Source organism: Enterococcus sp. CSURQ0835, assembly GCF_902706605.1.
Taxonomy (GTDB): Bacteria; Bacillota; Bacilli; order Lactobacillales; family Enterococcaceae; genus Enterococcus_A.
The window spans coordinates 14,437-40,366 of the sequence record NZ_CACSLH010000024.1; the positions used below are offsets into that span (position 1 = coordinate 14,437).

Below are 25,930 nucleotides of genomic sequence, written 5' to 3' on the forward strand. Positions count from 1 at the left end.
ATGAAAATACCGTTTTGTCTGATCTCAGCGAAGTGATCGGAGCAAATGGTATTTTTTTCGTTTTAAAACACGTGTTTTTAACAATTTTGTTAGAATAGTTGTTCTTTTATCTGGAGATTTATGCTAGGGTTAAAGGAGTTGAAAATTTTCATAAAAGGAGTTTGGCTATTGTTCAAAAATTATTTTAGATTATTACGTTCGGAGTTTTTCGGTTACGAGCGTAAAGATTTTCAAAAAGATATTTTAGCAGGAATGACCGTAGCTGCAGTTGCACTTCCACTGGCGATCGCTTTTGGTGTTTCCAGCGGAGTTGATGCTTCTGCTGGATTGATCACAGCAATTATCGCCGGGGCGGTGATCGGTGGCTTATCTGGCGGGTTTTACCAGATTTCTGGGCCCACGGGTGCGATGGCCGCGATTTTGATGTCGATTGCGGCAACCCAAGGGATCCAAGGGGTACTACTGGCTACTTTTTTAGCAGGTATTTTTTTATTGCTGGCGGGTATTTTGAAGCTAGGTACGTTGACTTCATTTATTCCAGCTCCAGTAATTACAGGTTTTACATCGGGGATTGCGATCATTATCGCTTTAGGACAAGTTGATAATTTATTTGGCAGTACCTCTCATGGCGAAAATGTGTTGGAAAAATTAATGAGCTATCATGAATCGGGATTTTCCGTTAATCCTCCAGCATTGATCATGGGTCTTTTAGTGATGCTCACGATGATATTTTATCCTAAAAAGTGGGCACAAAAATTACCTAGTTCACTGTTTGTGATCATTTTGGCAACGATCGTGATGATAGCTTTTCAAGTACCCGTGGCAACAGTCGGTGAGATTCCGCGAACTTTGATCAGTGAACATCGGTTGTTGTTAGGTGATTTTAGCTTCACTGCATTTCAAAAAGTTTTGGTATCTGCTATCAGTATCGCGTTGTTAGGAATGGTAGAAAGCTTATTGTGTGGCGCTTCAGCGGGGCGAATGGTCAATAAACCGTTAGACAGTAATCAAGAATTGATCGCTCAAGGTGTGGGAAATTTGATTTTACCATTTTTTGGCGGGATCCCTGCAACGGCGGCCATCGCACGAACGAGTGTCGCTATCAAATCAGGGGCTAAGACACGTCTAGCTGGTGTGATCCATGCGGTGATTTTATTTTTATCGATGTTGGCTTTTGGTCCGATCATGTCCCAAATCCCGATGCCGGCTTTAGCTGGGGTCTTGATCATCACCGCGTGGCGGATGAATGAGTGGGCGACGATCAAAGAATTAGTTGCCAAAAAGTATTGGGCGTCGCTCTTACTATTTTTCGTAACGATGGTCTCAACAGTCGTCTTTGATCTGAGTATCGCAATCGTGATCGGTATTATCAGCGGGTGTATCTTTTTTGTTGCAAAAAGTGCAGCAATCACGATTTCATTGGAGACGATCGATTGGCAGCGGATGAACTTACCTTCCACTTCTAAGTTAGATGATTGGACAGTTGTCTATATCAGCGGACCACTCTTTTTCATGTCTGCCGAAAAATTAAAAGCTGTGTTAGAACAGCTGAAAGCAAAAGAAGGTGTGATCTTTTCAATGCGCGGTGTTCCTAGCATCGACCTGACAGCCTTAGCTTTGTTCGATGAGTTTCAAGAGCAGGCTGAAGCTAGTGGTCAGCAAGTCGTTTATACTTCGATGCAGCCAGAAGTTGAAAAGTACATGGATCATCTATGGAAACAAACGCGAATGACGCAGCATCAAACAGTAGCGCATGCGCTATCCGAGTTGCATCAACAATATGGATTAGAAAAAAGACTGTAGCCACTAAAGCTACAGTCTGAAAGGATCAGAGCGTTTAAGTTCTGATCCTTTTTTAGATCTAATTTGGCACAATACTGGTTAAGCTTCGAATTGTGCTTGGTACAACTTATAATAAGCTCCTTTGGCTTTCAACAATTGTGCATGGGTCCCTTGTTCTACGATGTTTCCTTGCTCTACGACTAAAATCAAATCAGCGTTTCGAATTGTTGATAATCGGTGGGCGATCACAAAGGAGGTCTTGCCTTCCATCAACCTTCCCATCGCTTCTTGGATCTGCAGTTCTGTTTGGGTATCTACATTTGACGTGGCTTCATCTAAAATCAACAATTGCGCATTTAACAACATCGCACGAGCAATCGTCAAAAGTTGCTTTTGGCCTTGGGAGATTGCAACGCCGTCTTCAGAGATTACGGTGTCGTATCCTTGGGGCAGATGCGTAATGAACTCATGGATATGAGCTGCTTTAGCTGCTGCTACGACTTCTTCTAGCGTTGTAGCAGGATTACCATAAGTCAGATTTTCGAAGACGGTTCCGGTGAACAGCCACGTGTCTTGTAAAACCATCGCATATTGTTTTCGTAAACTAGCACGAGTTGCTTCCGCGATATTTTTGCCATCTAGTAAGATTTTACCGCTGTCAGGATCGTAAAAACGCATCAAAAGATTTACGATTGTCGTTTTTCCGGCTCCAGTTGGGCCAACGATTGCAACTAGATTACCAGCATTTACCTGTAATGAAAGATCAGGGATGATCACGTGTTTTGGGTCATAGCCGAATTTTACTTGTTCAAAGGTTACATCACCTTTAACTTTTTCAAACTCAAACGCACTAGTATCATCTTGAACTTCAGTCGGTTCATCTAATAAAGTAAAGATTCGTTCAGCTGCTGCTAGTGAAGCTTGCAGATCACTAAAAATATTAGCCAATTCGTTGATAGGGCCAGAAAATTTTCGCGAATATAAAACAAAAGAAGACACTTTCCCTAGTGACATGTGACCATATAAAAACAGCAAAGCCCCTAAAATACTGATCAGAGATAATGAAACATTGTTGATAAAGCTGACAGAAGGACCGGTCATACTGCCATAATATTCAGCATTGTAGTAAGCATCCATCGCGGTCTTATTCTTAGCTGCAAAGCGATCGATCATCGTCTGTTCTTGATGGTAGACTTTTGTCGTTTGCTCCCCGGACAGACTTTCTTCTGCCAGACCATTCAGTTCACCTAAGTAACGAGTTCGTTTTTTAAATAATGGCTGAAACTTTTTCATCAAAAAACGAGTTAGGAGCAAGGACGCTGGAACAGTGACCAAAAAGACCGTCACCATGACTGGGGATAAGATCAGCATCATAATAAAGGAACCGACGATCGTTACGATACTGCTTAAAACTTGGACGGAATCACTGGCTAATGACGTATTGATCGTATCGATATCAAAGCTCATGCGGCTGATGATATCACCTGTTTGGTGCTGATCGAAATACCCGACTGGTAACGAGCTAATTTTATTAAAAAGATCACGGCGTAAATTATAGGCGATCCTTTGACTTAAGACGATCATCAAACGGGCGATCCCGTAACTTAAAATGGCCGATAAGATATAGAAAAAGACCATCAATCCACAATAGAAAAATACTTTATCAAAGTCGACTTTACCCGGACCTAGTTGGATCGCATCAATGGCGTACCCAGACAATAGTGGGCCGACTAAAGCAAATAGATTACTGGCGATGGTAGCGATAACGGCTAAAACTAACAACCATTTAAAATGATATAAGTAGCCCCATAAGCGGATAAAGGTGTGTTTACGGGAGTTGTTTTTAGTTTTTGATTTCAAGTTGGTCACCTCCAGTTTGTCCTTGGTAAATCGCTTGATAGGTTTTATTGGTTGTTAATAGCTCAGCGTGTGTACCATAGCCATTCATTTGACCATTTTCTAACACTAAGATCTTATCGGCATGTTGGACTGAACTGATTCGTTGTGCGATCAAGATTTTAGTTGTCTGATTGAAATGTGTCGTCAAAGCTCGGCGTAAACGAGCATCTGTTTTATAATCTAAGGCACTGGAAGAATCATCTAACAATAATAGTTGGGGATTGCCGATCAATGCCCGAGCTAGCAAGATCCGTTGCTTTTGTCCACCACTCAAATTACTACCTTTAGCTTCTAACGGATAGTCCAAACCATCAGGTAAAGTATCGATAAATTCTTTTGCTTGGGCATCCTCGATCGCTTGTTGGAGTTCTATTTCACTGAAAGAGCGACCGAATAAAATATTTTCGCGAATCGTATCCGCAAATAATAAGTCTTTTTGTAAGACAGCACTCATACCTTTGTGCAATTCACTTAATGAAAAGCGTTTGATATCTTGACCGTTTAAAAAAATCTTGCCGCTTGTTCGGTCGTAAAGTCTTAAGATCAAGCGAGCGATCGTGGATTTTCCGCTACCGGTTGCACCGATGATCCCAAGGGTTTCGCCTTTTGCTAAAGTGAAGCTGATATGCTGGATCGCAGGAGCTGTACTGTGGGGATAACTAAAACTGACATCGTCAAAAACTAAGTGTTGCTCTTTTTCAGTCGGAGGTGCTGGCTGTTCTTCCAGCTCTGGTTTTAGCGAAGGTTTCTGCTCTAAGACATCAGAGATTCGGCCAGCCGAAGCTAGTCCGCGAGAAAACAAGACAAAGATCCGCGTAATCGACAGCATGGCATTTAAAATAATCGTAAAGTAAGATAAAAAGGCAACGATCACGCCAGGTTGCGTTAGATTATCATTGACCCGAAACGCGCTGACTAAAACAACTAGGGTTAATCCTAGATTCAAAAACAAGTCGATCAACGGTGGAGAAGCAGCCATCGTGACATTTGCTTTCGTTTCGGCCGCAACTAAAGAACGATTGATCTTACTAAAACGTTCTTCTTCATAATGTTCTTTGGAAAAAGCTTTGATCACGCGAGCACCCGTGACATTTTCACGGACAGTCAAGACTAATTGGTCGATCGTCGTTTGGAGCTTGGTAAATAAAGGCACTCCTCGATTAGAAATATAGCGGACAACGACAAAGGTGAACGGTAATGTCGCCACCATGACGAGCGTTAAAATCGGATCAAGTGTCAAGGTGATCAAGATGCCGCCGAGTAATAAGATCGGTGCTCGAATCCCCATGCGCAACATCACACCTAAAGTAAAATGGATGTTGTAAGTATCGGTAGTCGTTCGAGCAACTAATGAGGGGATGCCGACTGTTTCGATTTGGGCAGTGTCTAAATAAGTGACTTTTTGAAAAAGATCATCGCGGATATTTTGAGTGGCATCTTTGGCTAATCGCGAGGCTAACCGATTGGCGATGATATTTCCCCATAATCCAAGGGCTGAACAGACTAACATGACACCACCCCACAAAAAAATCTGGGGCAAACTTTCTCTCGGGATGACATGATCTAAAATATACGCCAAGATCCAAGGCAGCAATAATTCCATGATCGTTCCTAAAAATTTAATGACGATCTCGGCGATCAAACGTAGCTGGTAAGGGAATAAATATTTTTTGACGAGATTCATGACGGCTCCTTTCTAGCAAGTGTCGTTTCTGAAGTTAACAAGATCTGATTTAGATTTGCTAACAGTTGCTCTTGCTCTGTTTTGGGAACTTCCGCTAAAATTTCGGTGTTCCACGCTTGTAAAAGTTGATGGATTTTTTTTGTGGCGGCTTCTGCTTTTTTAGTTGGGTAGATCATCAAACAGCGACCGTCATGAGGGCTTTTTTCTCGGAAGATAAAGCCTTTTGTTTCTAAAACCGCAAGCTGACGAGCGACATTACTTTTATTGACAAAAATATCTTGTGCTAGTGTTTCTTGCGTAATTCCAGGTTGCCGGCAGATCGCTAACAAATATAAATGATGCATACTGCCAAGACCTAATTGTTTGAATTCACGTTCTCGATACAGTTCAGATAGTCGAGCGATCCGATTGATCGTCCGCATCAAAGATTCCATATTTTTCGCCTCCGCTAACTAATTCAGGATTAAAAACCGCATTTCAGTATAAAAGAAAACCGTTGCGAGTGCAACGGTTTTGGCTTATTCCAAATCAAAGTGGCTCATTTGTTGTTAGCTGGAGTCTATTGGCTTTTAAAGTAAAGAGCAATTTTGCTAGTTCAATTACAGTCATTTCTTGATTTTGTAACCAGTAGCGAGTCAAGCTAAAAATAGCTGAAGCCTGAAATTGTACGATCATTTCTTGGCGCGAGTCACTGCTGGTTGCTAGTTCAGCACTTTGAAGCAAGGCGTTGCGAGTAAATTCAATCGTTTGTTGTTGAAGCAGATGTTCAAAAGCAAGATCTCCATGTTTCTTGTTGCTGCCATTTTGTTTGAATCTGTTCCAGTTGCTCTAAAAAGTCAGAAGTTAGTGCTTCAACTAATTGTGGTTTATCAATATAGTACTGACAAAAGGTACTTCGATTGATGCTGGCTGATTTAGCTGAAGGGATCAAGTAAACTAAATAATGGCGTTTTGGAAGGCGATTCATTTTTTTGATGAATGGCCTTTTTTAGTTAAATAAAAAAGTAAAAATAGATTATTTTAATAACAATAATTAGTGCAATTCAGGAGCTTGTCATTTGAGCTTGTTATAGTAAAATGAGCGGATTTCCCTAAATAAATTTATTTTTTAGCGTTAAGGGTAGTTTTTTTGCACTAGTGTAAGTGCAAAGATTTCATGTTGTAGCTAAAAAAGAAAACGCTTATATTACAAGAGTAAGGAGAACGAGAGATGCAGCAGTTAACGAAACGAGAGATCGACGTTTTACTTTATTTATTAGAAGCAAGCGAGCCAGTCACGACTAAAGAATTAGCCGAGAGTCATCAGGTCAGTGTTCGAACGATCAAATATGATCTGACGGATATTCGTGAGTGGTTGTCAGAACACAAGCAATCGCTGAACAGTCAACGCAATCGCGGGATTTGGTTGACTGTGACAGACTCTGAACGACTCAAACTAAAAAGCGAATTGATGGAAGTCGGTCGTTTAGAACTATTCGCAGATCAGCAGTTGCGATTTGATCGATTAGTGATTCAATTGTTACTTACCGATCAGATGATCACCGCTAGTAAGTTAGCAGAAAGGTTAGGTGTCAGCAAAGATACGATCGTAAATGATTTAGCAGCATTAGAAAAGCGACTTGAAAAAAATGAGTTGCAGTTGAAGCGCCAAGCTGGGAAAGGCTTTTTGCTAACGGGTCCTGAACGAGCTAGCCGTTTATTGATCGAAGAGATTTTACAAAAAGAGTTTACAGACTATGACATTTATAAAATCATGACATTGTTGTTAAAGAAAGGGTCAAGTGAACCCTACGAACTTTACGCTGCACTAGATACCCCCTTACAAACCGTTTTCAATCAAGCCATCGTCCAGCTGCGCCATCTGTTGGCTGGTGAAAATTTGGCAGAACTGAATTATTCAGAACTGTTGAATCTATTGATCCGCGTCACGATTGCGACTGTTCGGTTACAAAATGAATTTACGATTGGGAGCTATCGCTTGTTAAAGCGGCAAACTTTAGCTGGAGCCTTGTCTTATCAATTGATGGAAAAAGTTTTTGCCAACTATCACTTGCCGTTGTTTGAAGCGGAATATGACTATATTTATAGCGATGCGTTTGACCCGGTCCATCAGCAAGATATCTTGCAACTAACACAAGAATTGATCCAACGTGTTAGTGACTTATTAGACTATCCATTCGAACAAGATCCTCAACTGTTGACGAATCTCTATGCCCACCTTTCACTGCGTTTATCGCGCAAACAAAAATTTGTCAACGAATATAATCCTTTCAAAGACGAGATCAAACAAAAGCACGCGCAGTTGTTTACTGCGATCCAGACGGCGAGCCAACAAATAGCGATCAGTCCTGATTTTATTTGTAACGAGTCTTTCATCGCGTATATCGCGCTTCATTTTTTAGTTTCCTTTGAGAAAGGGACTGACTTGCGAAGTGTGAGAGCCGTTTATATTTGTTCGACTGGGTTGGGTGTTACGAGTCTGATCAAGAAAAAAGTTGCAGAAGAATTGGAGAATATCGAGATCACAGCTTTTACGTCGGTTTTAAATGCAACTGAAGTGATCGAACGGTGTGATCCAGATTTAGTGATCAGCATTTTTCCGGTCAGTGGGATCGATCGACCGTTCGTCAAAGTCCATCCGCTTCCGACTAAACCAGATTTGCAAAAGATCCAACAACTCGTCAAAAAATTATTAGGTTCTGATTCACCTCAAAAGACCCATTTAAAAGTACAACCAAAGCCGGCCACCAAAACGACATTAGCGGATTTTAGTAAAGAATTGATCTTACAAGCCTATACAGTCTATGAAAGATTGCAAGTCTTATTACAAGAGCAGCTCTTGACTGAATACCGTGAAGCATTTTTACTCCATGTCTTTCTAATGGTCCATCGCATCCATTTTGATCAGCAGTATGTAATGGAAGGCAATTCATCTGAGCCGTTATTATGTGCTCACGTGGCAAGTGTCGAGCAGATCAAAGCGCTGTTTGCCGAATATGATCTAGTTATCAATCAATCAGAAATAAGTGCATTATTTGCATACCTCAAAGGAGAAGTAAAATCGTGAATTTGTCAACGAAGACATTAGAAATTGTAAATGAAAGTCAATCCAAAGAAAAATTAGAAGCGGTGATCACGTTACTGGAGACCCGATTAGCTGAACATGAAATCGTGCCGACTGAATTGCAATGGACCATCTTGATCAATCATTTAAATGAGATGTTGAAACGTTCAACTAGTGCTGAAACGATTCCAGACGTTGATCCGGCGATGTTTACAGAAGTTTCAAAAGAAGCGCTGACGATCGCTGCAGAAGTCGTCGAGACGATCGGAAATTTAACCGAAGCCGAATTATATGTATTATCGATCCACTTTGAAGCCGCAAAAAATAATGATTAAATAGGAGGAAACAAACATGATTAAAGTAGTTATCGCAGATCGGATGGGCAAAGGGCAAAATGTTGCAAAAGGAGTAGAAGCAGCAGGAGGAAAAGCCGTCGTTGTTCCTGGCATGGGAGCAGACATGCGTTTAGGTGATGTGATGCAGCAAGAACAAGCTGATCTTGGTATTTCTTTTTGTGGTAGTGGTGGCGCTGGTGCGTTGACGGCTTCAACGAAATACGGTTATCCAGAACGCCATGGGATGCGTTCGATTGAAGAAGGGATCACCGCGATCAATGATGGCAAAACAGTTTTAGGGTTTGGTTTCATGGATCAAGAAGAGTTAGGGAAACGATTGACTGAAGCGTTTGTCAAAAAGCAAGCTTAAAGGAGCAAGCCATGAGCAATCAACAGACGCACCACAAAAAAGTGATCGTAACTGGCAAAGGGGACAGCAAACAGCACGCCTTTGCCAGTGCGTTAAACGAGATCCAAAAGCAATTGATGCAACAAACCGAAGTATTATTACGGGTCGAACCACTGGAGGTCGAAGTTTTAAAAGCCGTTGAGCAAACATATACTGAGCACTTTTTATTCTTCTTCTTTCCTCGCAAAAAAATCAGTTATCAAGTCGAGTTGGCAGTTACCGTAGCGATTACCCAGTTAGATTTGGCAGCAATTCCGTTTACGAAGTTGCAAACGGAAGATCCAGAAGGGATTCGACTTCCATTTACTACGAAAAAAATTTAATTCTGACGAAAGAAAGGACGGAATCAAGTGGAATTTACTATTATCTTGATCAAATCGATCGTGATCGGCGGCTTACTGGGTTTTTCAGCTTCAGTTGGCGCGGCGCGAATGTTTCATGCTCCCAGTACTCAAGGCTTAGGGGCATTTCGGACTTTAGGTGAGATGAACGCTTGTATGGGCGATGCGGCTTCACATTTTTCATTTGGCTTAGGCTTTTTTTTCAACGCTTGGGCTTCAGCAGTCGGTGCCGGAGCTTTCACGCAAGATGTGACGCACCGCATCATTCCTAACTGGGCAGCGGCAACTCTCCTGGCTAAAAATAAAAATTTAGCTGAGACCATGCATGAACCGAAAAAAATGGGAATGATCGGCGCGATCATTGGGGCAGTTGTCGTGGCATTTCTAAATTCAACTGCCGCTGCGATCCCTAAATCGTTGCAAGTCACTGCTGTGGCTGTCTTAGTTCCAGCCGCAACGATCTTGATTAATACTGTGATGCCAGTCATCTTTTGGCTAGCAGCATTAGATGCGGGTAAACGAACTGGTTTTTGGGGCACTTTATTTGGCGGGATCGCGCAACTCATCATGGGAAATGCCGTACCCGGTGTAGTTTTAGGGATCTTGATCGGAAAAGGCGTGGATGAGATCGGCTGGAATCGCGTGACGAAAAGTATGCTGGCTGCGATCATTTTGCTCTTCATTTTAAGCGGTTTCTTCCGCGGCTTTGATTTAGAAATGATCAAGAGCTTTCAGCTACAAAGTCCCAATTGGCTCAATGATCTGCACAATGTCTTCAATGTGAAATAGTCAGGAGGAAGAGAGATGGAAATAACAGAAGAGTGGGAAAAAGAACAAGCCCGAGTATTAGAAGAAAAACGCGAAAAAAGTTTTTGGTTTGCGGATTGGTCATTTCCGATTATTGTTGGGTTGATGTCCGCGGCAGTTTTTTCAGGAACGCATATGTATGTCGTGTATGGCGTCGGTGCATTTAATGAAGTGTCGATCGTTGCGATGTTGAAAGCAGGATTGGATGGTGGCTCTTATGGAGCAGCTGCAGCGTTTGGTGCTAGTTTCTTATTTGCTCGGATCTTGGAAGGGTCACTTGTTGGGATTTTAGATTTAGGTGGTTCGATCTTGACTGGGATCGGGATCGGAATCCCAGCGATTTTCTTGAGTATGAAAATCACAGCACCGATCGAAAACTTTACGTTGTCTTTGATCACAGGTTTGCTGTTAGGCGTAGCAGTTGGCGGGATCATCGTCTTGATCCGTAAATTTACGATCAATCAATCCAATTCAACTTTTGGTGCGGATGTGATGATGGGAGCCGGAAATTCTTCTGGTCGTTTCTTAGGCCCGCTGATCATTTTAAGTGCTTGTTTAGCTTCTATTCCAATCGGGATCGGCGCAACATTAGGGGCATTAGGCTTTTATATTTGGAAAAAACCGATTGCCGGTGGTGCGATCTTAGGTGCGATGATCTTAGGTGCGGTTTTCCCAGTCGCGATCAAGTAGAAAGAAGGCAGTCAAAATGGTTGAGACATTAATCAAAAATGGTCGCTTGATCGATGGCAGTCCGATCGAGATCGCCATCACAGCAGGTAAGATCGAAGCTGTGGCAGAAAAGTTAGAGCTGACAGCTGACACCGTTTTAGATCTAGCCGGTGAAGGATATCTTTCAGCCGGTTGGATCGATGATCATGTCCATTGTTATGAAAAAATGAAACTTTATTATGACTATCCAGATCAAATCGGAGTTGAAAAAGGCGTTACGACTGTGATCGATGCTGGGACGACTGGCGCTGAGAACGTCCGTGATTTTCAGCAATTAGCTGCAGCCGCTAAAACAAATGTTTACGCACTACTGAATATTTCGAAATGGGGCATCGTAGAACAAGATGAACTAGCGGATCTTTCAAAAGTACAAGCGGATCTCGTTCATGAAGCACTCGCGGATCTGCCAGATTTCATCATTGGGATCAAAGCACGGATGAGTAAAACGGTCGTAGGAGACAACGGCATTACACCACTTGAATTGGCCAAAGAGATCCAAGCGGCTAATCAGCACTTGCCGCTGATGGTCCACATCGGTTCGGCGCCACCAGAATTAGCTGAAGTACTGGCTCATTTAGAAGCCGGTGATATTTTGACCCATTGTTTCAATGGCAAGCCAAATGGGATTTTAGATCAAGCAACGGAACAGATCAAAGCGTTTGTTTGGGAAGCGTACCGCAAAGGCGTTGTATTTGATATTGGACACGGGACGGATAGTTTTAATTTCCACGTGGCTGAGACAGCGTTCAAAGCGGGCATGAAAGCGACATCGATCAGCACGGATATTTATATTCGAAATCGGACGAATGGCCCCGTATTTGATTTAGCTACGACATTAGAAAAAATGCGGATCGTCGGCTATTCTTGGGAAGAAATCATTGCGATGATCACCGAAGTGCCGGCTAAAAATTTTCAATTGACAACTAAAGGCCAACTGAAGCCCGGCTTTGATGCAGATATTACGATTTTTGAGCTGATCGAAGCTCAAAAAGAACTGACTGATTCTAATGGCGCCACCCGAATCGCCACTGAGCAGATCAAGCCAGTGAAGACAATTATTGGAGGCGTCTTATATGACAATTAGTTATGAAAAATTTGGTTTAAAAGAAGTGATCAATGCTTCTGGAAAAATGACGATTTTAGGAGTCTCAAAAGTTTCTCAACATGTATTAGCCGCCCAACGTTTCGGGGGCGAACATTTTTTTGAAATGAGTGAGCTTTCGTTACAGACCGGTAAATTTTTAGCAGGATTACTTCAAGTCGAAGCTGCCCAGATCGTGGCTTCAGCTTCAGCTGGAATCGCACAATCGGTTGCGGCATTGATCGGACAAGGTGATCTATATCACGTCTATCATCCTTATACGGAAAAAATCCAACGGCGAGAGATCGTGTTGCCTAAAGGACACAATGTGGATTATGGCACACCTGTGGAAGTCATGGTAGCGCAAGGTGGCGGGAAAGTCGTAGAAGCTGGTTATGCTAATATGTGTTCACCCGAACACTTAGCGCTAGCGATCACTGAACAAACAGCGGCACTTTTATACATCAAAAGTCATCATACCGTTCAAAAAAGTATGTTGAGTGTCGCCGAGGCAGTTGAAGTAGCTAATCAGCATGACTTACCGTTGATCGTGGATGCTGCAGCAGAAGAAGATTTATTCAAATATATTCAAGCTGGTGCGGATCTAGTCATTTATTCAGGGGCTAAAGCAATTGAAGGTCCAAGTGCTGGCCTGGTGATCGGTAAAAAAGAATACATCGACTGGCTGCGTTTGCAAAGTAAAGGGATCGGTCGGGCGATGAAGATCGGAAAAGATAATATTTTAGGTTTTACTCAAGCCGTTGAAGACTATTTGGCTGAAGGCAGTGAGTCTGGCTCTGCGATGAAAAAACGATTAGTTCCATTTGTCGAAGCGCTCGATCAAATTTCTGGTCTATCCGCAAAAATCGTTCAAGATGGTGCGGGCCGAGAAATTTATCGTGCTAGTGTGACCGTTCAAGGCGCAAAAACGGCAAAAGAAGTGATCACAGAATTAAAAGCTGAATCCCCCGCGGTTTATACTCGGGAGTACCAAGCGAATAATGGCATCATTGAATTTGATATTCGCTCCGTCGACACAGCGGAAATGGACCAGATCGTCCAACGATTAAAAGAAATCATGTAAGGGGAAGTTAAATTATGTCAGTCATTCCAAACTATTACGAAGACCGGGTTTGTTTAAACGTGTTAGCTAACTCAGTTGAAAATGCCAAAGCGTGTTACGAAGCGGCAGAAGGTCATGTGGTCTTAGGTGTTTTATCCAAAAATTATGCCACTGATGAAGCCGCCATCACTGATATGGAAAAATACCAAGCCGCAACGAATAACGCACTATCAGTCGGCTTAGGTGCTGGTGATCCCAATCAAAGCCAGATGGTCTCACGGTTATCGGCAAAATTACAACCACAACACGTAAATCAAGTCTTTACCGGTGTGGGAACTTCACGGGCTTTGCTAGGCCAAGGGGACACGGTGATCAATGGTTTAGTTTCACCAACGGGAAAAGTTGGCTGGGTCAATATTGCCACCGGTCCTTTAAGTTCACAAGCGCCGGCAGCTAGTGTCCCGATCGAAACGGCGATCAAAATGTTGCAAGACATGGGGGGCAGCTCCATTAAGTATTTCCCAATGAAAGGGTTAGCTCATAAAGAAGAATTTCAAGCGGTTGCCAAAGCGTGTGCGGAGTATGATTTTTATCTGGAACCCACTGGTGGGATCGACTTAGAAAATTTTGAGGAAATTTTGCAAATCGCATTAGATGCTGGAGTTAAGAAAATCCTTCCCCATATCTATAGCTCGATTATTGATCCTGTAACAGGAGATACCCGACCAGAAGACGTAGCGACATTACTTGCGATCGTTAAAAAAATTAGTCCAGCAAAAGAAAATGTGTTAGTCTAAGTGGCGCACATTTGAAAAAAAACTCCTAACTAAGTAGTTGGGAGTTTTTGAGTTATTTGAATCGTTTCGCAAGATCGTGACCTTTTTTCTTAAATTCTTCGCCTACCGATTTGCCTAACTCTTTATATTCTTCGCCAACTTTCTTACCTTCTGTACTGTACATGTCGCCTAATTCTTTGCCACTGTCTTTTAAAGCATCTGCTTTGTGTTTGAGTTCATTGATCTTGTCTTCAAATGACATCTTGATCACTCCTTTAATCCAAAATGTGATAGACTAAGATTGAAATTGAATCCTTTTTCTATCTATGGATAAAAATACTCCGTGGATTCAATTTTGTCAATGATCTTTACTTGGAAAGGAGCCAGATCGTGAAACTAAATAATCCATTCATCCAATCGATTGGTTTGCTAGTGATGTTAGCGGAATTGCCGGCGGGCGTCGCGTTGAAATCATCTGAAGTCAGCCAACAAATGAATGTGTCTCATAGTTACTTGTTAAAAGTAGCCAAGAAGTTGAAAGACGCGGGATTGATTGATTCAAATGCTTCAAAAAAAGGTGGCTACACGTTGAAAAAGCCAATTGATGAAATCAGCTTTTTGACAGTTTTTGAAGCAGTCGAAGGAACGGAACCGTTTACTGCTGGAGTAGATCTAAGTCCAATCCATACGATGTTCATCAGTGATCAGTTAGTGAAAGCAAAAAGTCAGCTGGTCAATGAGATTTTATCAGAAGCTGAACAGCGCTATCGACAGGCACTGGCGGATCATAAGATTTCAGAGATCGTGCCACGTGATAAAGCGGGCCAAGTTTTACAACTCGATTGGAAGTCGATCATCGAAAAAAATCGTTCTTCTTGATATCAGCGTAGAAAAGATTGGATTGACGAACATTTTTTTCATAGCTAGGTCGTAAATCGCGGATTGCTTATAAATTCGGTAAATACTCAAACTAAAAGCAGGATCAAGGTCCGGCTTTTTTTTGTCTATAGGATAGGGTTAGACATCATTTCGTTATGAATCAGAAATATTTAAGAAATATATTGAAATGTTATTGTAATATTATAGAAACATTTGTATAATAACAGAGTAGTAAAAATTGAAATCGAAAACGAGGGTATGGAAGATGATGGATTTAAAAAAAGTCGCATTTGGAAGTTTGGTGGTCGCAAGTCTATTTTTTGCAGGTGGTGAATTAGCACAAGCTGAAACGCAAACAGGGACACAACAAGTTTTAGTTAGCGAACAAGAAAAAGCGTTAGCAGCTGGCTACACTACGGAACAATTTCAAGCAATCATGAATCAGCCAACATTAGTTAGTGAAGAAGCTGCTCCAGCTTCGACGGCTCAGGAGCGGATTCGTCCCCGCTCGTCAAGCGCAGATGATAAACGAAATGCGGTCGTAGCTGAAGCGTTGAAACAAAAAGGTATACCATTTGCTTGGGGTGGTAATACACCAGCAACGGGTTTTGATAGTTCTGGTTTGATCCAATATGTTTATAAAACTGCTGTACAGATCAATTTACCACGTTCAACTGTTTTGCAGGAAAAAGAAGGGGAAGAAGTCAGTTTATCAGCTTTAAAACCAGGTGATCTACTTTTTTATGGAAACCGTGGTCAGACATATAGTGTGACGATTTATATTGGTAACGGTCAGATGGTTTATTCACCAGAGCCAGGAGATGTAGTGAAAGTGACGGGGATGCAATATTGGAAACCTTCTTTTGCTCGTCGAATGATCAAAGATACTGCTGATCCAGGCACGACTCCAGGAGAAGAAGAACCTGAAGTTAGTAACGCCGTGTATCGTATTTACAATCCTAATGGTGGGAATCACCATTTTACGTTGAGTAAAGCCGAAGCAGACAACTTGATCCGTTTAGGGTGGCGCAATGAAGGGATTGGCTGGATCACGCCGACATCGGGCGACTCAGTTTACCGCGTGTATAATCCTAATAATGGTCGTCATCACTACACCGTTAGTGCAGGTGAAAAGGATAGTTTAGTGAAAGTCGGTTGGGAATTTGAAGGAATCGGCTGGCTGTCAGGCGGAACGGTTCCCGTTTACCGCGTCTACAATCCGTATGCTCCGGCTACAGAAGATAGCCATCATTATACTACTAGCAAAGGTGAGCGCGATAGCTTGGTAAAAGTTGGCTGGCGCAATGAAGGGATCGGTTGGTACGCCGAAAAAGCAAATTAATTTTATAACAGGAAAAACAAAGCAAAAAGTTGGTTAGTCGACTTTTTGCTTTGTTTTTTCGTTATTGAAAATTGGTTTAAGAGTTGCTTGCTAGTTTGGCTAGTAGTAGTATAAGACTTGCGGTATATACTATTAAAAATCAGGTGAGGTGACAAGATGGAAACAAAAAAAAATACCAAAGCAAAGTTTGAGCAAGTCGCTGAGGAAATTGAGCAACGGATTCAAGCTGGAATTTATGTCAGTGCTCAAAAATTACCTTCTGAATATGATTTAGCTAAAGAATTTGATTGCAGTCGACTAACGGTGCGAAAAGCGATCGATGCATTGATCCAAAAAAATGTTCTCGTCAAACGTCCAGGCAAGGGAAGTTATGTGATGTCTAAAATCCAAAGTGGACGTGCCGGTTTGCAAGGCTTTAGTGAAGTTGCTAAAGCACAAGGCAAGACGAGTAAAACGGAAGTGATCTCATTTAAAAAATTAACTGAACCAAGTGAAAAAATCTATTCTATTTTAGCTCTAGAAACTAAACAGCCAATTTATGAATTAGTTCGGCGACGTTTATTGGAAGATGAACCGATGACAGTAGAAAAAATTTACTTAAGTGAAATGTACGTGGCGGATTTATCCATTAAAGATTTTGAAGGTTCGCTGTTTGACTTGATTGAACGAAAAAATGAAATCGCTTATTCACATCAAGAAGTCGAAGCGATTTTAGTCGAGCCAGAACTAGCTGAGCTGTTGAAGGTGCCAATTGGTAGTCCTTTATTTCGCGTTCATTCAGTGACTTATGCGATTGACGCAACACCGATCTTATATGATGTTTCCTATTATCGCGCTGATCGTTACACTTTTAAAAATACGTTGACTCGTTATGCTCATTAGGAGGACAAAACATGAATCTAACTCAGTTGATCGAGACCAATAAAGCCGAATTTTATCAAGCGTTAGCAAAAGTGATGGCGGTCAAAAGTGTCAAAGGTCCCAAAGCCTCTCAAGCACCATTTGGGATAGGGCCAAAAGAAGCCTTGTTGACAGTTCTTGAAATTGCTAAAAGTTATGGCTTTGAAACTAAAATGATCGCAGATGCAGTCGGCTATGCGCAACTTGGTCAAGGGTCAGAGTATATCGGTGTCGTCGGGCATTTAGATGTAGTAGCAGCTAGAGGTAAATGGACTTACCCGCCATTTCAGTTGACAAATAAAAATGGTACCTTTTATGGTCGAGGGATTTTGGATAATAAGGGTCCCATCATGGCTTGCTTGTTTGCATTAAAGTTATTGAAGGAACAACACTTACCATTGAAACGCCCCATCAGAATTATTTTTGGAACGGATGAAGAAAGCGGAAGTCATGACCTACCACTGTATTTAAAACAAGAAGCTCCACCTTTGTTTGGTTTTACACCTGATTGCAAATACCCAGTCGTCTATGGTGAGCGAGGCATTGTCCACTATGCTATTACGATGCCATTTTCTCAAACACAACTACAGCGGCTCGGTGAAATTATCGGGGATCAAGCTAGCGATCATGTACCAGATCTATTACGGACGACTGTAGATGAAAAAGTAATCGAGGTAGCAGGAAAACGCGCACCATCTAATGCGCCGGAATTAGGAATCAATGCTATATCGCTTCTAGCGAATAGGTTAGGTTCGCTTTTGCCAGAGCAGTTAGGTGAATATTTTAGTTGGTTAGCAGATATGTTTGACGAACAACACCATGGTCAACGTTTAGGCCTTGACTTTTCAGATGAAGAAAGCGGTCGCTTGCTGTTGACGCCTTACCGATTAGTCAAAGAGTCTAATGGGATAACAGTTAAGCTAGCTATTCGGTATCCGATCTCAGTAAATGAAGAACAGCTTACCACCACTATCAAGAAAAATTGGTTGCCAAATAGTCAGCTTCAAGTGACTCGCCGGTTAAAAAGTAGTTACTTTCCTAAAACTGATGCGCATGTCAAACAGCTGACGACTGTTTATGAACAAGTGATGGGTGGGGTAGCTGAACCGGTTACAACAACGGGTGCGACGTATGCGCGGTTTATGCCAAATCTCGTTGCTTTTGGTCCATCGTTTCCGGGACAAAAAGGGATCGCTCATAAAGAAGATGAATTTATGACGGAAGTAGATCTGTTGAAAAACTTAGAAATTTATTTGCGAGCACTGACTGTACTAGCGTGTTAAATACAATCCTCCAGTTTGGGGGATTTTTTTTAGAAATTTCGTTTAAGGTATATACAATATAGTATATACTAGGTATAATGAACTCATCAAATGAAAGCGTTATCGAAAGGAGAATAATATGACTTGGGGAGCAATTGCAACTTGGCGAATGGCCCACGATGGCGTAACGGAAGCGTTGCGGTTATTGGAAAATCAAGGGACAGCAGGTGATGCGGTAGAGACATTGATCAAAACAGTAGAAGACTATCCTTACTATAAATCAGTCGGTTATGGTGGATTGCCAAATGCTGAAGGAATTTTGGAGATGGATGCCGCATACATGGATGGTGATACATTTAAGATCGGTGCGGTGGCAGGAATCACAGATGTCAAAAATCCAATCGCAGTTGCTCGAAAACTAAGCGATGAAAAGTTCAATAGTTTTCGAATCGGAGAAGGTGCGGTCAAGTATGCGATGTTAAACGGTTTTGAGCGAACGAATATGTTGACGGAACGGGCCTATAAGATTTGGGAAAAACGGTTGCGAGAGATCCACGAACATCAATTAAATCCATATGATGGTCACGATACAGTTGGCGCAATCACATTAGATCAGACAGGTTCAATGACTGCTGGGACTTCAAGCTCTGGTTTATTCATGAAAAAACCTGGTCGAGTGGGAGACTCACCACTATCTGGATCTGGCTTTTACGTTGACAGTGAGATCGGCGGAGCAGCTGCGACTGGCTTAGGAGAAGATTTGATGAAGGGTTGCTTGTCTTATGAGATCGTTCGGCTGATGGGAGAAGGTTTGACACCGCAAGCAGCTTGTGATCAAGCCGTTTATCAGTTTCATGATAAGTTGACGAAACGGTATGGCAAAGCGGGAGCGTTTTCGTTGATCGCACTAGCTAAAAATGGCGAGTGGGGTGTTGCGACCAATGTGGAATTTACATTTAGTGTTGGAAATGAAACGTTAAGTCCACAAATTTTCATCGCGCAACCAGGAAAAAATCAGACAACAACGATCGAACCGATCACCGAAGATTGGTTGGTAGCTTATGAAAAACGGATCAAGGCGCCGATCGACTAATGATGGGGGAAAAAGTGAGATGAAAATTTTAACGATCGATATCGGAGGCTCCAGTGTTAAAAGCGCGCTATTTGATCAAACTTTAAGTGACATTCGAAGATTTGATTCGCCAGCTGATTGGGAGACGATGCGTCAAAAATTAGATCAATTGATCCAATCTTATTTGCGGCAAGCTGAAGTCGCTGCGATTTCTTTTAGTGTGCCAGGCATCCCAAATCAAGCAACAGGTGAGATCGAAGGTGCTAGTTCACTACGTTATTTGCATGGATTTGATTTTAGAGGCTATTTCCAAGCGCATTATCCGTTGCCGATCTTTTTTGAAAATGATGCAAATTGTGGTTGTATTGCTGAACTACAAGCTGGAGCGGCTAAAGACTTACAATCTGTTCTGTTTTTGGTGATTGGCACGGGGATCGGGGGCGCACTCGTCGTCGATAAAAAGATTTTGCCAGGAGCGCATCGCTTTGGTGGCGAATTTGGCATGATGTTGATGGAACACGATGGACAATTTAAAGAGTGGAGCGAATTAGGTTCAGCGGTCCATATGGGGCGTAAATTTTCACAGCTAAAAGGCAAAACGTATCAAGGCACAGACGTTTTTGAACTCGCAGCTGTAGGAGATGAACGAGCCCAAACTTTATGTGAAGAACTTTATCATTATTTGGCGTTAGGCATTTACAATCTGCAATACAGCTTTGACCCGCAAGCATTTGTTTTGAGTGGCGGGATCGTTAATCAGCCGGAACTACTTGCCAATATTTCGCGTAAATTGCAAGTGATCATGGGATACGGTCAGCGTTGCCCGATCGTTCCACAACTTCGGGTAGCTACTTTTGGCAGTCAAGCGAATTTGATCGGAGCCGGCTTAGTGGCTCAAACTGAAAAAATTAATTGAGGTGAAACCATGGAAAAGAAACCAACCCAAAATTCAACAGCCTTAACGATCGGAATTTTATCGATTTCATTTTTGATGTCTGTCAGTAATGCTGTTTCCGGGACGATTCCGTCGATGGAAAAATATTTTTCGAATATGTCACTTGCAAATGTTGAATTGTTGATCGTGATCCCGACAGCAGGTGTGTTATTAGGAACCGTCATCAGCGGCTTGATCTCCAATGCATTAGGTAAAAAGAATACGGTCTTACTAGGATTGACGATCTCATTGTTGTTTGGGATCATTCCGACATTTTTCTTTAACTATTTCAGTATTTTATTGTCACGAGCTTTATTTGGGGTCGGGATGGGGATCTTTACGCCTTTGAGTGTGTCTTATATCACTGATACCTTTTCTGAAGAAAAACGTAACAAGTTATTAGGCTGGCGAAATTCGATCGGTGCCATTGGAGACGCGATCATGTTGTTTATTGCAGGCTTTTTGATCTCCATTAGTTGGCATACGACTTATTTAGTTTTCTTGTTTTTGATCGTGCCGATCATTTTAGTCACGGTGTTCGTACCAAAAGAGCTGGATCAAGCTACAGCGGGAGATGTGGCATTAGATGTTGAAGTTAGTAAAACAAAACCGACGACGAACTTTGGTGTAATCAAGTTGGCAGGCCTGTTCCTGTTCATTTGTTTATTTTATTCAGCGATCTCATTAAAATTGCCGACGTTAGTGGTAGACAGTGGGATCGGGACTGCCACCCAAGTCACGCATATCTTTGGCTTTCTCGTGTTGTGTTCGATTTTTTCCGGGATCGCCTTTGAAAAATTTGTCAAAGTGCTAGGAAAATATACGGTGACGATTTTTGAGGTCATCACGGCGATTGCTATGATGATCATCCCGTTTGCCCATTCGCTGACGATGCTCTTAGCACTAGTCTTGATCTGCGGTTTTTGTAATGGGGTGATCAACCCAGCTTTGACTGCGCGCATGGTCGCTTATTCGCCAAAAGATTCGATGAACTTTACAACATCAATCATCATCATCGGGATCAACATCGGTTTTCTCTGCGCACCTTACTTCTTCCAATTTTTCGGGAACTTAATCCACAATCATAATCCCGGTAGCATTATTTTCTTCTCCGGTTTATTTTATATCGCGTTATCCCTTTACGATTTAGTCGTCATTAAAAAAGATCAACTGAGCTTATAACAACTTAAATGAGATGAGGAAAAAAGATGAACGAAAATATCAAATGGTTCAAAGAAGCTAAATATGGCATGATGATCCACTGGGGTCTGTATTCCCTACTAGCTGGAGAATATGAAGGAAAGTCGTCGAGTGCTTATGCGGAATGGATCCAATCAAAATTTCAGATCTCCAATGCAGAATACGGTAATTTGGCAACGGCATTTAATCCACTCTATTTTGATGCTGAAAAAATCGTGGAATTGGCTAAAGCGTGTGGTATGCGCTATTTAGTGATCACTACCAAACACCACGATGGCTTTGCAATGTATCATTCGCAAGTAGATCCATATAATATTTATGATGCGACGCCATTCAAACGTGATATTTTAAAAGAATTGGCGGCTGCGTGTCAAAAATTCGGATTAAAGCTAGGGATTTATTATTCACAAGATTTAGATTGGCACGAACCAAATGGCGGTGGCTATTTATCCAATGACATTGAAACGGCGGGCACCACTTGGGACAATAGTTGGGATTTTCCTAATGAAGCCGAAAAAGATTTTACTCAGTGTTTTGAGCAAAAGATCATCCCGCAAATCAAAGAGATCATGACCAACTACGGCGAGATCGTCACCGCTTGGTTTGATATGCCTATGACATTGTCGGATGCGCAAAGCCAACAGATTTATGATACAGTCAAAGCCTTGCAACCAAATTGTTTAGTCAACTCACGGCTAGGAAATGGCAAATACGATTATGTTTCATTAGGGGATAATGAAATTCCTGAAGGTGGCGCTGAACAAGTAGACCAAGTCGATTACAATTCAATTGAGGGATTCAAGCCGTCACCCTATGATTTATATGAAACAGCCGGAACGATGAATGATTCGTGGGGCTTTTCTTATCACGATCAAAATTGGAAAACACCAGAAACGATTTACCACTACAAAAAACATTTGAATGAGCTGGGAATTAATTACTTGTTAAATGTTGGATTAGATGGACTAGGTCGTATTCCGATGGCTTCGATCCAAACGTTGCAACAAGTACGCGCAATGGAGCAAGTGGCCAACGTTTAACGTAAGCATAACGGAAAACAAACGAATGGCCTTTAAGTGGAGTAGCGTGCAGGCTAAAGCTATAAAAAGATTTTAAACTGATAGCAAAAACCGTATCTGTTAGTGGGATGCGGTTTTTTTGTGTTTTACTTAAGTGTGTAAAAGCTATTAAACTAGAATTGTCCTTTGCAAAGGACAATTCTCAGTAAAGCGTTTTCTAAAATTTGCTATATGATAAAACTATCAAAGGAGGGCAGCTAAATGACGAAGAAAAATAACCGTGAACAACGTCTGTTACTGACTCTTTCGAAAAAACAAGATTATGTCACGGCCGAAGAATTGGCTGAACAATTGCAAACTTCCACTAAAACGATCTATCGTTTGATCAAAAAGATCAACCAGGGAGTCAAAGAAAGTCCATTGATTTTATCGGAAAAGGGGCGTGGCTACCAATTAAATTATGAAAAATATATTTCGCAAAAAAATTGGACGGTCGAAGAAGACGATGCGTATTCACCCAACGAACGCCGCATGCGGGTGCTAGAAGAACTGCTGCTTAGTTCGCCGAAAGCTCGTAACTTGTATGATTTGTTTGAAGATTATTATGTCGGGGATTCAGTGATCACTTCAGATGAACAACTGATTGCTAAACAATTGAAAGAATATGATTTGACCTTGGAACGCAAAAATCGAACATTAGCGGTTACGGGAGCTGAAAATGATATTCGCCGAGCATTAGCTGATCTGATCCCGACTTTTAATACCATCGATCTAGATGAATTGGAAAGTGTCAAAGCGTCTAATTTAAATAATTATGATGTCTTGTTTGTGATCCGGGAATTGCGCGGGATCGAAAAAGCATTGAGCATTACGATTCCGTATCCGTATAACATCAATATTTTTTCTCATTTATACATCTTAATCTCTCGTTTCCGTAAAGTGGGCGCGTTGAAAAATCAAACGATGAATGAGTTGACGGCTAAAGAGACCGCTGAGTTGCAACATAATACTCAGTTGCAACAAGTTTCAAAAAAAGTCATCGAAAATGTTGAGAATTATTTACATCAACCGCTGCCAGAAATTGAAGTCTACTATTTGTATCAGTACTTACTTTCTTCACGGATGCAAGGTAAGCCAGCCGGCAGTGCGGCAAATTTTTCGGCTAAAGTCGTCCAGATCACACAAGCGTATTTGACTGAGATGGGTCGTCGCTTGCAGATCGCGACCCAAAATGAAGTGAATTTTTTAGACTTAGCTAGTCACATCAAGCCAATGGTCAATCGCTTAGAACATAAAATTCGCGTGAAAAATGGTTTGTTGGATCAGATTCGGCTCACATATGAAGATATTTTTCGCGAGGTGACGGGAGTTTCCAAACAAATCAGTCAAACATATGCACTGCCTGCGATCAATCAAGATGAAAATGGTTTTTTGACTCTTTACTTTGCTCGGATGTTAGAGACGAATCAACGCCCAATCAAAACGATCATCATGTGTACGACTGGAGTAGGAACGTCTGAACTATTAAAAACGAAAGTCGAAAAGAAATTTCCTGAATTGGAGATCATCGATGTTACAGCGAGTCGATATTCACAAGAAAAGTTAGCTGTTCATCCAGATGCAGATCTGATTTTGACGACAGTTCAGCTGCCAGCAGATTTACCGGTCCAAAGTTTACTGGTCAGTGCGATGCTGACTGTTGATGATCAAAAGCGCATCCAACAAAAAATTGAGGCGATCAACCATGGAAAATAATAACTTAATCGAGTCTTATTTCAATTGTCCATTTACTTCCCGGGAAGCAGTCTACGACTTCATTGCCCAAAAGATCAAAACGCAACAATTGTCATCAGCCGAAATCAAAGCAGCTTTCCTAGAGCGGGAAGCGGTAGGAGACTTACAGATCGCGCCGGCAGTCATCATGCCTCATTTTGAGAATGCTCAGTTAGTGGACAGTAAAATCATCATAATGCATCTAAAAGAAGCTGTCGCGCAATGGAATCCGCAAATCAAAGCGATCAAATTGATCATCGTATTTTTATTGAAGACTAACGAATCAGCTGAGACGAAACAAACGATGATTCGTTTCACACGTCAATTAGCCGATGAAGCGTGGTTGGCACAACTTTCAGCCGCTACAGAAGAAACAACATTCACTCAATTACTGAAGATTGAAAATTAGGAGGAGATCAGAATGAAAATCGTCGGAGTTGCAGCTTGTACGGTGGGGATCGCCCACACGTATATCGCGCAAGAAAAATTAGAAAATGCTGCTAAAAAAGCAGGTTATGAGATCCAGATCGAAACGCAAGGAACGATTGGAGTCGAAAATGAATTGACTCAAGCTCAGATCGAGGACGCCGATATCGTCATTTTAGCGATCGATGTGAAAATTTCTGGCCGTGAACGGTTTGACGGCAAACGGATCATCCAAGTTCCCACGGATGTTGCGATCAAATCACCGAATAAACTATTAGAAAAAGCCAAAGAAGTCGTGGCAGAAAATAGCGCCAACTAGGAGGAGTAGAACATGATGGAAGTCAAAGATATCGTCGACGTGAATGTCGTCAGAACACAAATGAAAGCGAAAACAAAGCGTGAGGCGATCACTGAACTAGCTGAATTATTACAAAAAAATGGTTATCTCTCAAATGTCGACGGGTATGTCAAAGATGTCTATGCCCGGGAAGCAGAAGGGCAAACGGGAATCGGAAATTATGTCGCGATCCCCCATGGAAAAAGTGAATTTGTCAATCGTGTAGGTGTGGCGATTGGGATCAATGAAACTGAGATCCCCTGGGAAAGTTTAGACGATCATGGTGCGAAAGTCATTATTTTATTTGCAGTTGGCAATGATACCGAAAGTGCTAAAGAACATTTGAAATTATTATCATTATTCGCTCGTAAACTAGGCAATGACGAGGTGGTGGGGAATCTGCTTGCTGCCAAAACCTCAGCCGAAGTCGTAGCAGCTTTTGCTTAAAAGCTAGAAATGGATAAAAAATATCGAGTAAATCAAGGAGGAACTTAAGATGAAAATCGTCGGAGTCGCAGCTTGTACGGTGGGGATCGCCCACACGTATATCGCGCAAGAAAAATTAGAAAATGCTGCTAAAAAAGCAGGCTATGACATGCATATGGAAACCCAAGGAACGATCGGAGTCGAAAATGAATTAACACCAGCCGAAGTGGCAGCCGCGGATATCGTCATTTTAGCAGTTGATGTGAAAATTTCTGGTCGTGAACGATTTGATGGCAAACGAATCATCCAAGTCCCAACTGAAGTAGCGATCAAATCACCGAATAAATTGATTGAAAAAGCGGCTGAAGTTGTCGCGCAACAAGCATAGGA

General features: G+C 41.8%; 27 protein-coding genes and 1 pseudogene. 23 read left to right on the plus strand and 5 right to left on the minus strand.

Going from position 1 to position 25,930, the window contains the following annotated elements:
• The first annotated feature begins 168 nt into the window (after positions 1–168).
• Entirely contained in the window at positions 169–1,803 is a 1,635-nt protein-coding gene (locus GVJ38_RS10010; RefSeq protein WP_159723020.1) for a SulP family inorganic anion transporter, read from the plus strand.
• Positions 1,804–1,881: 78 nt separating this feature from the next.
• Here GVJ38_RS10010 and GVJ38_RS10015 read toward each other — a convergent pair whose 3' ends face one another.
• The 4 genes and pseudogenes from GVJ38_RS10015 to GVJ38_RS14475 all read right to left on the minus strand — a co-directional run.
• Positions 1,882–3,642, minus strand: coding sequence for an ABC transporter ATP-binding protein (locus GVJ38_RS10015; protein WP_159723021.1), 1,761 nt, complete (start codon positions 3,640–3,642; stop codon positions 1,882–1,884).
• Positions 3,626–5,365: an ABC transporter ATP-binding protein gene (locus tag GVJ38_RS10020; RefSeq protein WP_159723022.1), complete on the minus strand. Its 1,740-nt coding sequence runs from the start codon at positions 5,363–5,365 to the stop codon at positions 3,626–3,628. The genes GVJ38_RS10015 and GVJ38_RS10020 overlap by 17 nt, the downstream gene beginning before the upstream one ends.
• Complete coding sequence (locus GVJ38_RS10025) at positions 5,362–5,799, minus strand: MarR family winged helix-turn-helix transcriptional regulator (RefSeq protein ID WP_159723023.1); 438 nt, start codon at positions 5,797–5,799, stop codon at positions 5,362–5,364. Before GVJ38_RS10025 ends, GVJ38_RS10020 begins: the two co-directional genes overlap by 4 nt.
• A 94-nt stretch (positions 5,800–5,893) precedes the next feature.
• Positions 5,894–6,142, minus strand: a pseudogene (locus tag GVJ38_RS14475) (hypothetical protein); the annotation flags it as partial.
• Positions 6,143–6,575: 433 nt separating this feature from the next.
• Between GVJ38_RS14475 and GVJ38_RS10035 the strand changes: the two are divergent.
• From GVJ38_RS10035 to dagF, 9 genes are read left to right on the plus strand one after another with little or no spacing between them, the layout of a single operon-like run.
• Positions 6,576–8,432 carry a BglG family transcription antiterminator gene (locus GVJ38_RS10035; protein ID WP_159723024.1) on the plus strand — a complete coding sequence of 619 codons (1,857 nt, stop codon included), beginning with the start codon at positions 6,576–6,578 and terminating at the stop codon, positions 8,430–8,432.
• The gene (locus GVJ38_RS10040) at positions 8,429–8,764 is read left to right on the plus strand and encodes a PRD domain-containing protein (RefSeq protein ID WP_159723025.1); all 336 of its coding nucleotides are present in this window, start codon (positions 8,429–8,431) and stop codon (positions 8,762–8,764) included. The genes GVJ38_RS10035 and GVJ38_RS10040 overlap by 4 nt, the downstream gene beginning before the upstream one ends.
• A gap of 16 nt (positions 8,765–8,780) precedes the next feature.
• Positions 8,781–9,134, plus strand: a complete 354-nt coding sequence (locus GVJ38_RS10045; protein WP_159723026.1) for a glycine-rich SFCGS family protein — start codon at positions 8,781–8,783, stop codon at positions 9,132–9,134.
• A gap of 11 nt (positions 9,135–9,145) precedes the next feature.
• Positions 9,146–9,496 carry a DUF4312 family protein gene (locus GVJ38_RS10050; protein WP_159723027.1) on the plus strand — a complete coding sequence of 117 codons (351 nt, stop codon included), beginning with the start codon at positions 9,146–9,148 and terminating at the stop codon, positions 9,494–9,496.
• Positions 9,497–9,523: 27 nt separating this feature from the next.
• Positions 9,524–10,303 carry a DUF4311 domain-containing protein gene (locus GVJ38_RS10055; protein WP_159723028.1) on the plus strand — a complete coding sequence of 260 codons (780 nt, stop codon included), beginning with the start codon at positions 9,524–9,526 and terminating at the stop codon, positions 10,301–10,303.
• Positions 10,304–10,318: 15 nt separating this feature from the next.
• Positions 10,319–11,011, plus strand: a complete 693-nt coding sequence (locus GVJ38_RS10060; protein ID WP_159723029.1) for a DUF4310 family protein — start codon at positions 10,319–10,321, stop codon at positions 11,009–11,011.
• 16 nt (positions 11,012–11,027) lie between these two features.
• Entirely contained in the window at positions 11,028–12,134 is a 1,107-nt protein-coding gene (locus tag GVJ38_RS10065) for an amidohydrolase/deacetylase family metallohydrolase (RefSeq protein ID WP_159723030.1), read from the plus strand.
• Positions 12,124–13,215: a DgaE family pyridoxal phosphate-dependent ammonia lyase gene (locus tag GVJ38_RS10070; RefSeq protein WP_159723031.1), complete on the plus strand. Its 1,092-nt coding sequence runs from the start codon at positions 12,124–12,126 to the stop codon at positions 13,213–13,215. Before GVJ38_RS10065 ends, GVJ38_RS10070 begins: the two co-directional genes overlap by 11 nt.
• 14 nt (positions 13,216–13,229) lie before the next feature.
• Positions 13,230–13,991, plus strand: coding sequence for a 2-dehydro-3-deoxy-phosphogluconate aldolase (gene dagF, locus GVJ38_RS10075; protein WP_159723032.1), 762 nt, complete (start codon positions 13,230–13,232; stop codon positions 13,989–13,991).
• Positions 13,992–14,043: 52 nt separating this feature from the next.
• On the opposite strand, the gene GVJ38_RS10080 is transcribed toward dagF, so the two are convergent.
• Positions 14,044–14,232 carry a hypothetical protein gene (locus tag GVJ38_RS10080; protein ID WP_159723033.1) on the minus strand — a complete coding sequence of 63 codons (189 nt, stop codon included), beginning with the start codon at positions 14,230–14,232 and terminating at the stop codon, positions 14,044–14,046.
• A gap of 128 nt (positions 14,233–14,360) precedes the next feature.
• On the opposite strand from GVJ38_RS10080, the gene GVJ38_RS10085 reads away from it, so the two are divergent.
• The 13 genes from GVJ38_RS10085 to GVJ38_RS10145 all read left to right on the plus strand — a co-directional run bounded on the left by GVJ38_RS10085 (position 14,361) and on the right by GVJ38_RS10145 (position 25,928).
• A complete protein-coding gene (locus GVJ38_RS10085) occupies positions 14,361–14,849 on the plus strand; it encodes an RrF2 family transcriptional regulator (protein WP_159723034.1) in 489 nt (162 codons plus the stop codon).
• A gap of 265 nt (positions 14,850–15,114) precedes the next feature.
• Complete coding sequence (locus GVJ38_RS10090) at positions 15,115–16,191, plus strand: NlpC/P60 family protein (protein ID WP_159723035.1); 1,077 nt, start codon at positions 15,115–15,117, stop codon at positions 16,189–16,191.
• A gap of 156 nt (positions 16,192–16,347) precedes the next feature.
• Positions 16,348–17,073, plus strand: coding sequence for a GntR family transcriptional regulator, LSA1692 subfamily (locus tag GVJ38_RS10095; protein WP_159723036.1), 726 nt, complete (start codon positions 16,348–16,350; stop codon positions 17,071–17,073).
• 11 nt (positions 17,074–17,084) lie between these two features.
• Positions 17,085–18,374, plus strand: coding sequence for a Sapep family Mn(2+)-dependent dipeptidase (locus tag GVJ38_RS10100; RefSeq protein WP_159723037.1), 1,290 nt, complete (start codon positions 17,085–17,087; stop codon positions 18,372–18,374).
• Between the two features lie 118 nt (positions 18,375–18,492).
• Positions 18,493–19,446, plus strand: coding sequence for a N(4)-(beta-N-acetylglucosaminyl)-L-asparaginase (locus tag GVJ38_RS10105; RefSeq protein WP_200849486.1), 954 nt, complete (start codon positions 18,493–18,495; stop codon positions 19,444–19,446).
• Positions 19,447–19,465: 19 nt separating this feature from the next.
• On the plus strand, positions 19,466–20,341 hold the full coding sequence (locus GVJ38_RS10110; protein WP_159723038.1) for an ROK family protein: 876 nt from the start codon (positions 19,466–19,468) through the stop codon (positions 20,339–20,341).
• A 9-nt stretch (positions 20,342–20,350) separates the two neighbouring features.
• The gene (locus GVJ38_RS10115) at positions 20,351–21,541 is read left to right on the plus strand and encodes an MFS transporter (protein WP_159723039.1); all 1,191 of its coding nucleotides are present in this window, start codon (positions 20,351–20,353) and stop codon (positions 21,539–21,541) included.
• A gap of 26 nt (positions 21,542–21,567) precedes the next feature.
• Positions 21,568–22,599, plus strand: a complete 1,032-nt coding sequence (locus GVJ38_RS10120) for an alpha-L-fucosidase (RefSeq protein WP_159723040.1) — start codon at positions 21,568–21,570, stop codon at positions 22,597–22,599.
• A gap of 240 nt (positions 22,600–22,839) precedes the next feature.
• Positions 22,840–24,333, plus strand: coding sequence for a BglG family transcription antiterminator (locus GVJ38_RS10125; protein ID WP_159723041.1), 1,494 nt, complete (start codon positions 22,840–22,842; stop codon positions 24,331–24,333).
• A complete protein-coding gene (locus GVJ38_RS10130) occupies positions 24,323–24,760 on the plus strand; it encodes a PTS sugar transporter subunit IIA (RefSeq protein ID WP_159723042.1) in 438 nt (145 codons plus the stop codon). Before GVJ38_RS10125 ends, GVJ38_RS10130 begins: the two co-directional genes overlap by 11 nt.
• Before the next feature lie 12 nt (positions 24,761–24,772).
• Positions 24,773–25,096: a PTS fructose transporter subunit IIB gene (locus GVJ38_RS10135; RefSeq protein ID WP_159723043.1), complete on the plus strand. Its 324-nt coding sequence runs from the start codon at positions 24,773–24,775 to the stop codon at positions 25,094–25,096.
• Between the two features lie 15 nt (positions 25,097–25,111).
• Positions 25,112–25,561, plus strand: a complete 450-nt coding sequence (locus GVJ38_RS10140) for a PTS sugar transporter subunit IIA (RefSeq protein WP_159723053.1) — start codon at positions 25,112–25,114, stop codon at positions 25,559–25,561.
• A 49-nt stretch (positions 25,562–25,610) separates the two neighbouring features.
• A complete protein-coding gene (locus GVJ38_RS10145; protein WP_159723044.1) occupies positions 25,611–25,928 on the plus strand; it encodes a PTS fructose transporter subunit IIB in 318 nt (105 codons plus the stop codon).
• Positions 25,929–25,930: the final 2 nt, after the last annotated feature.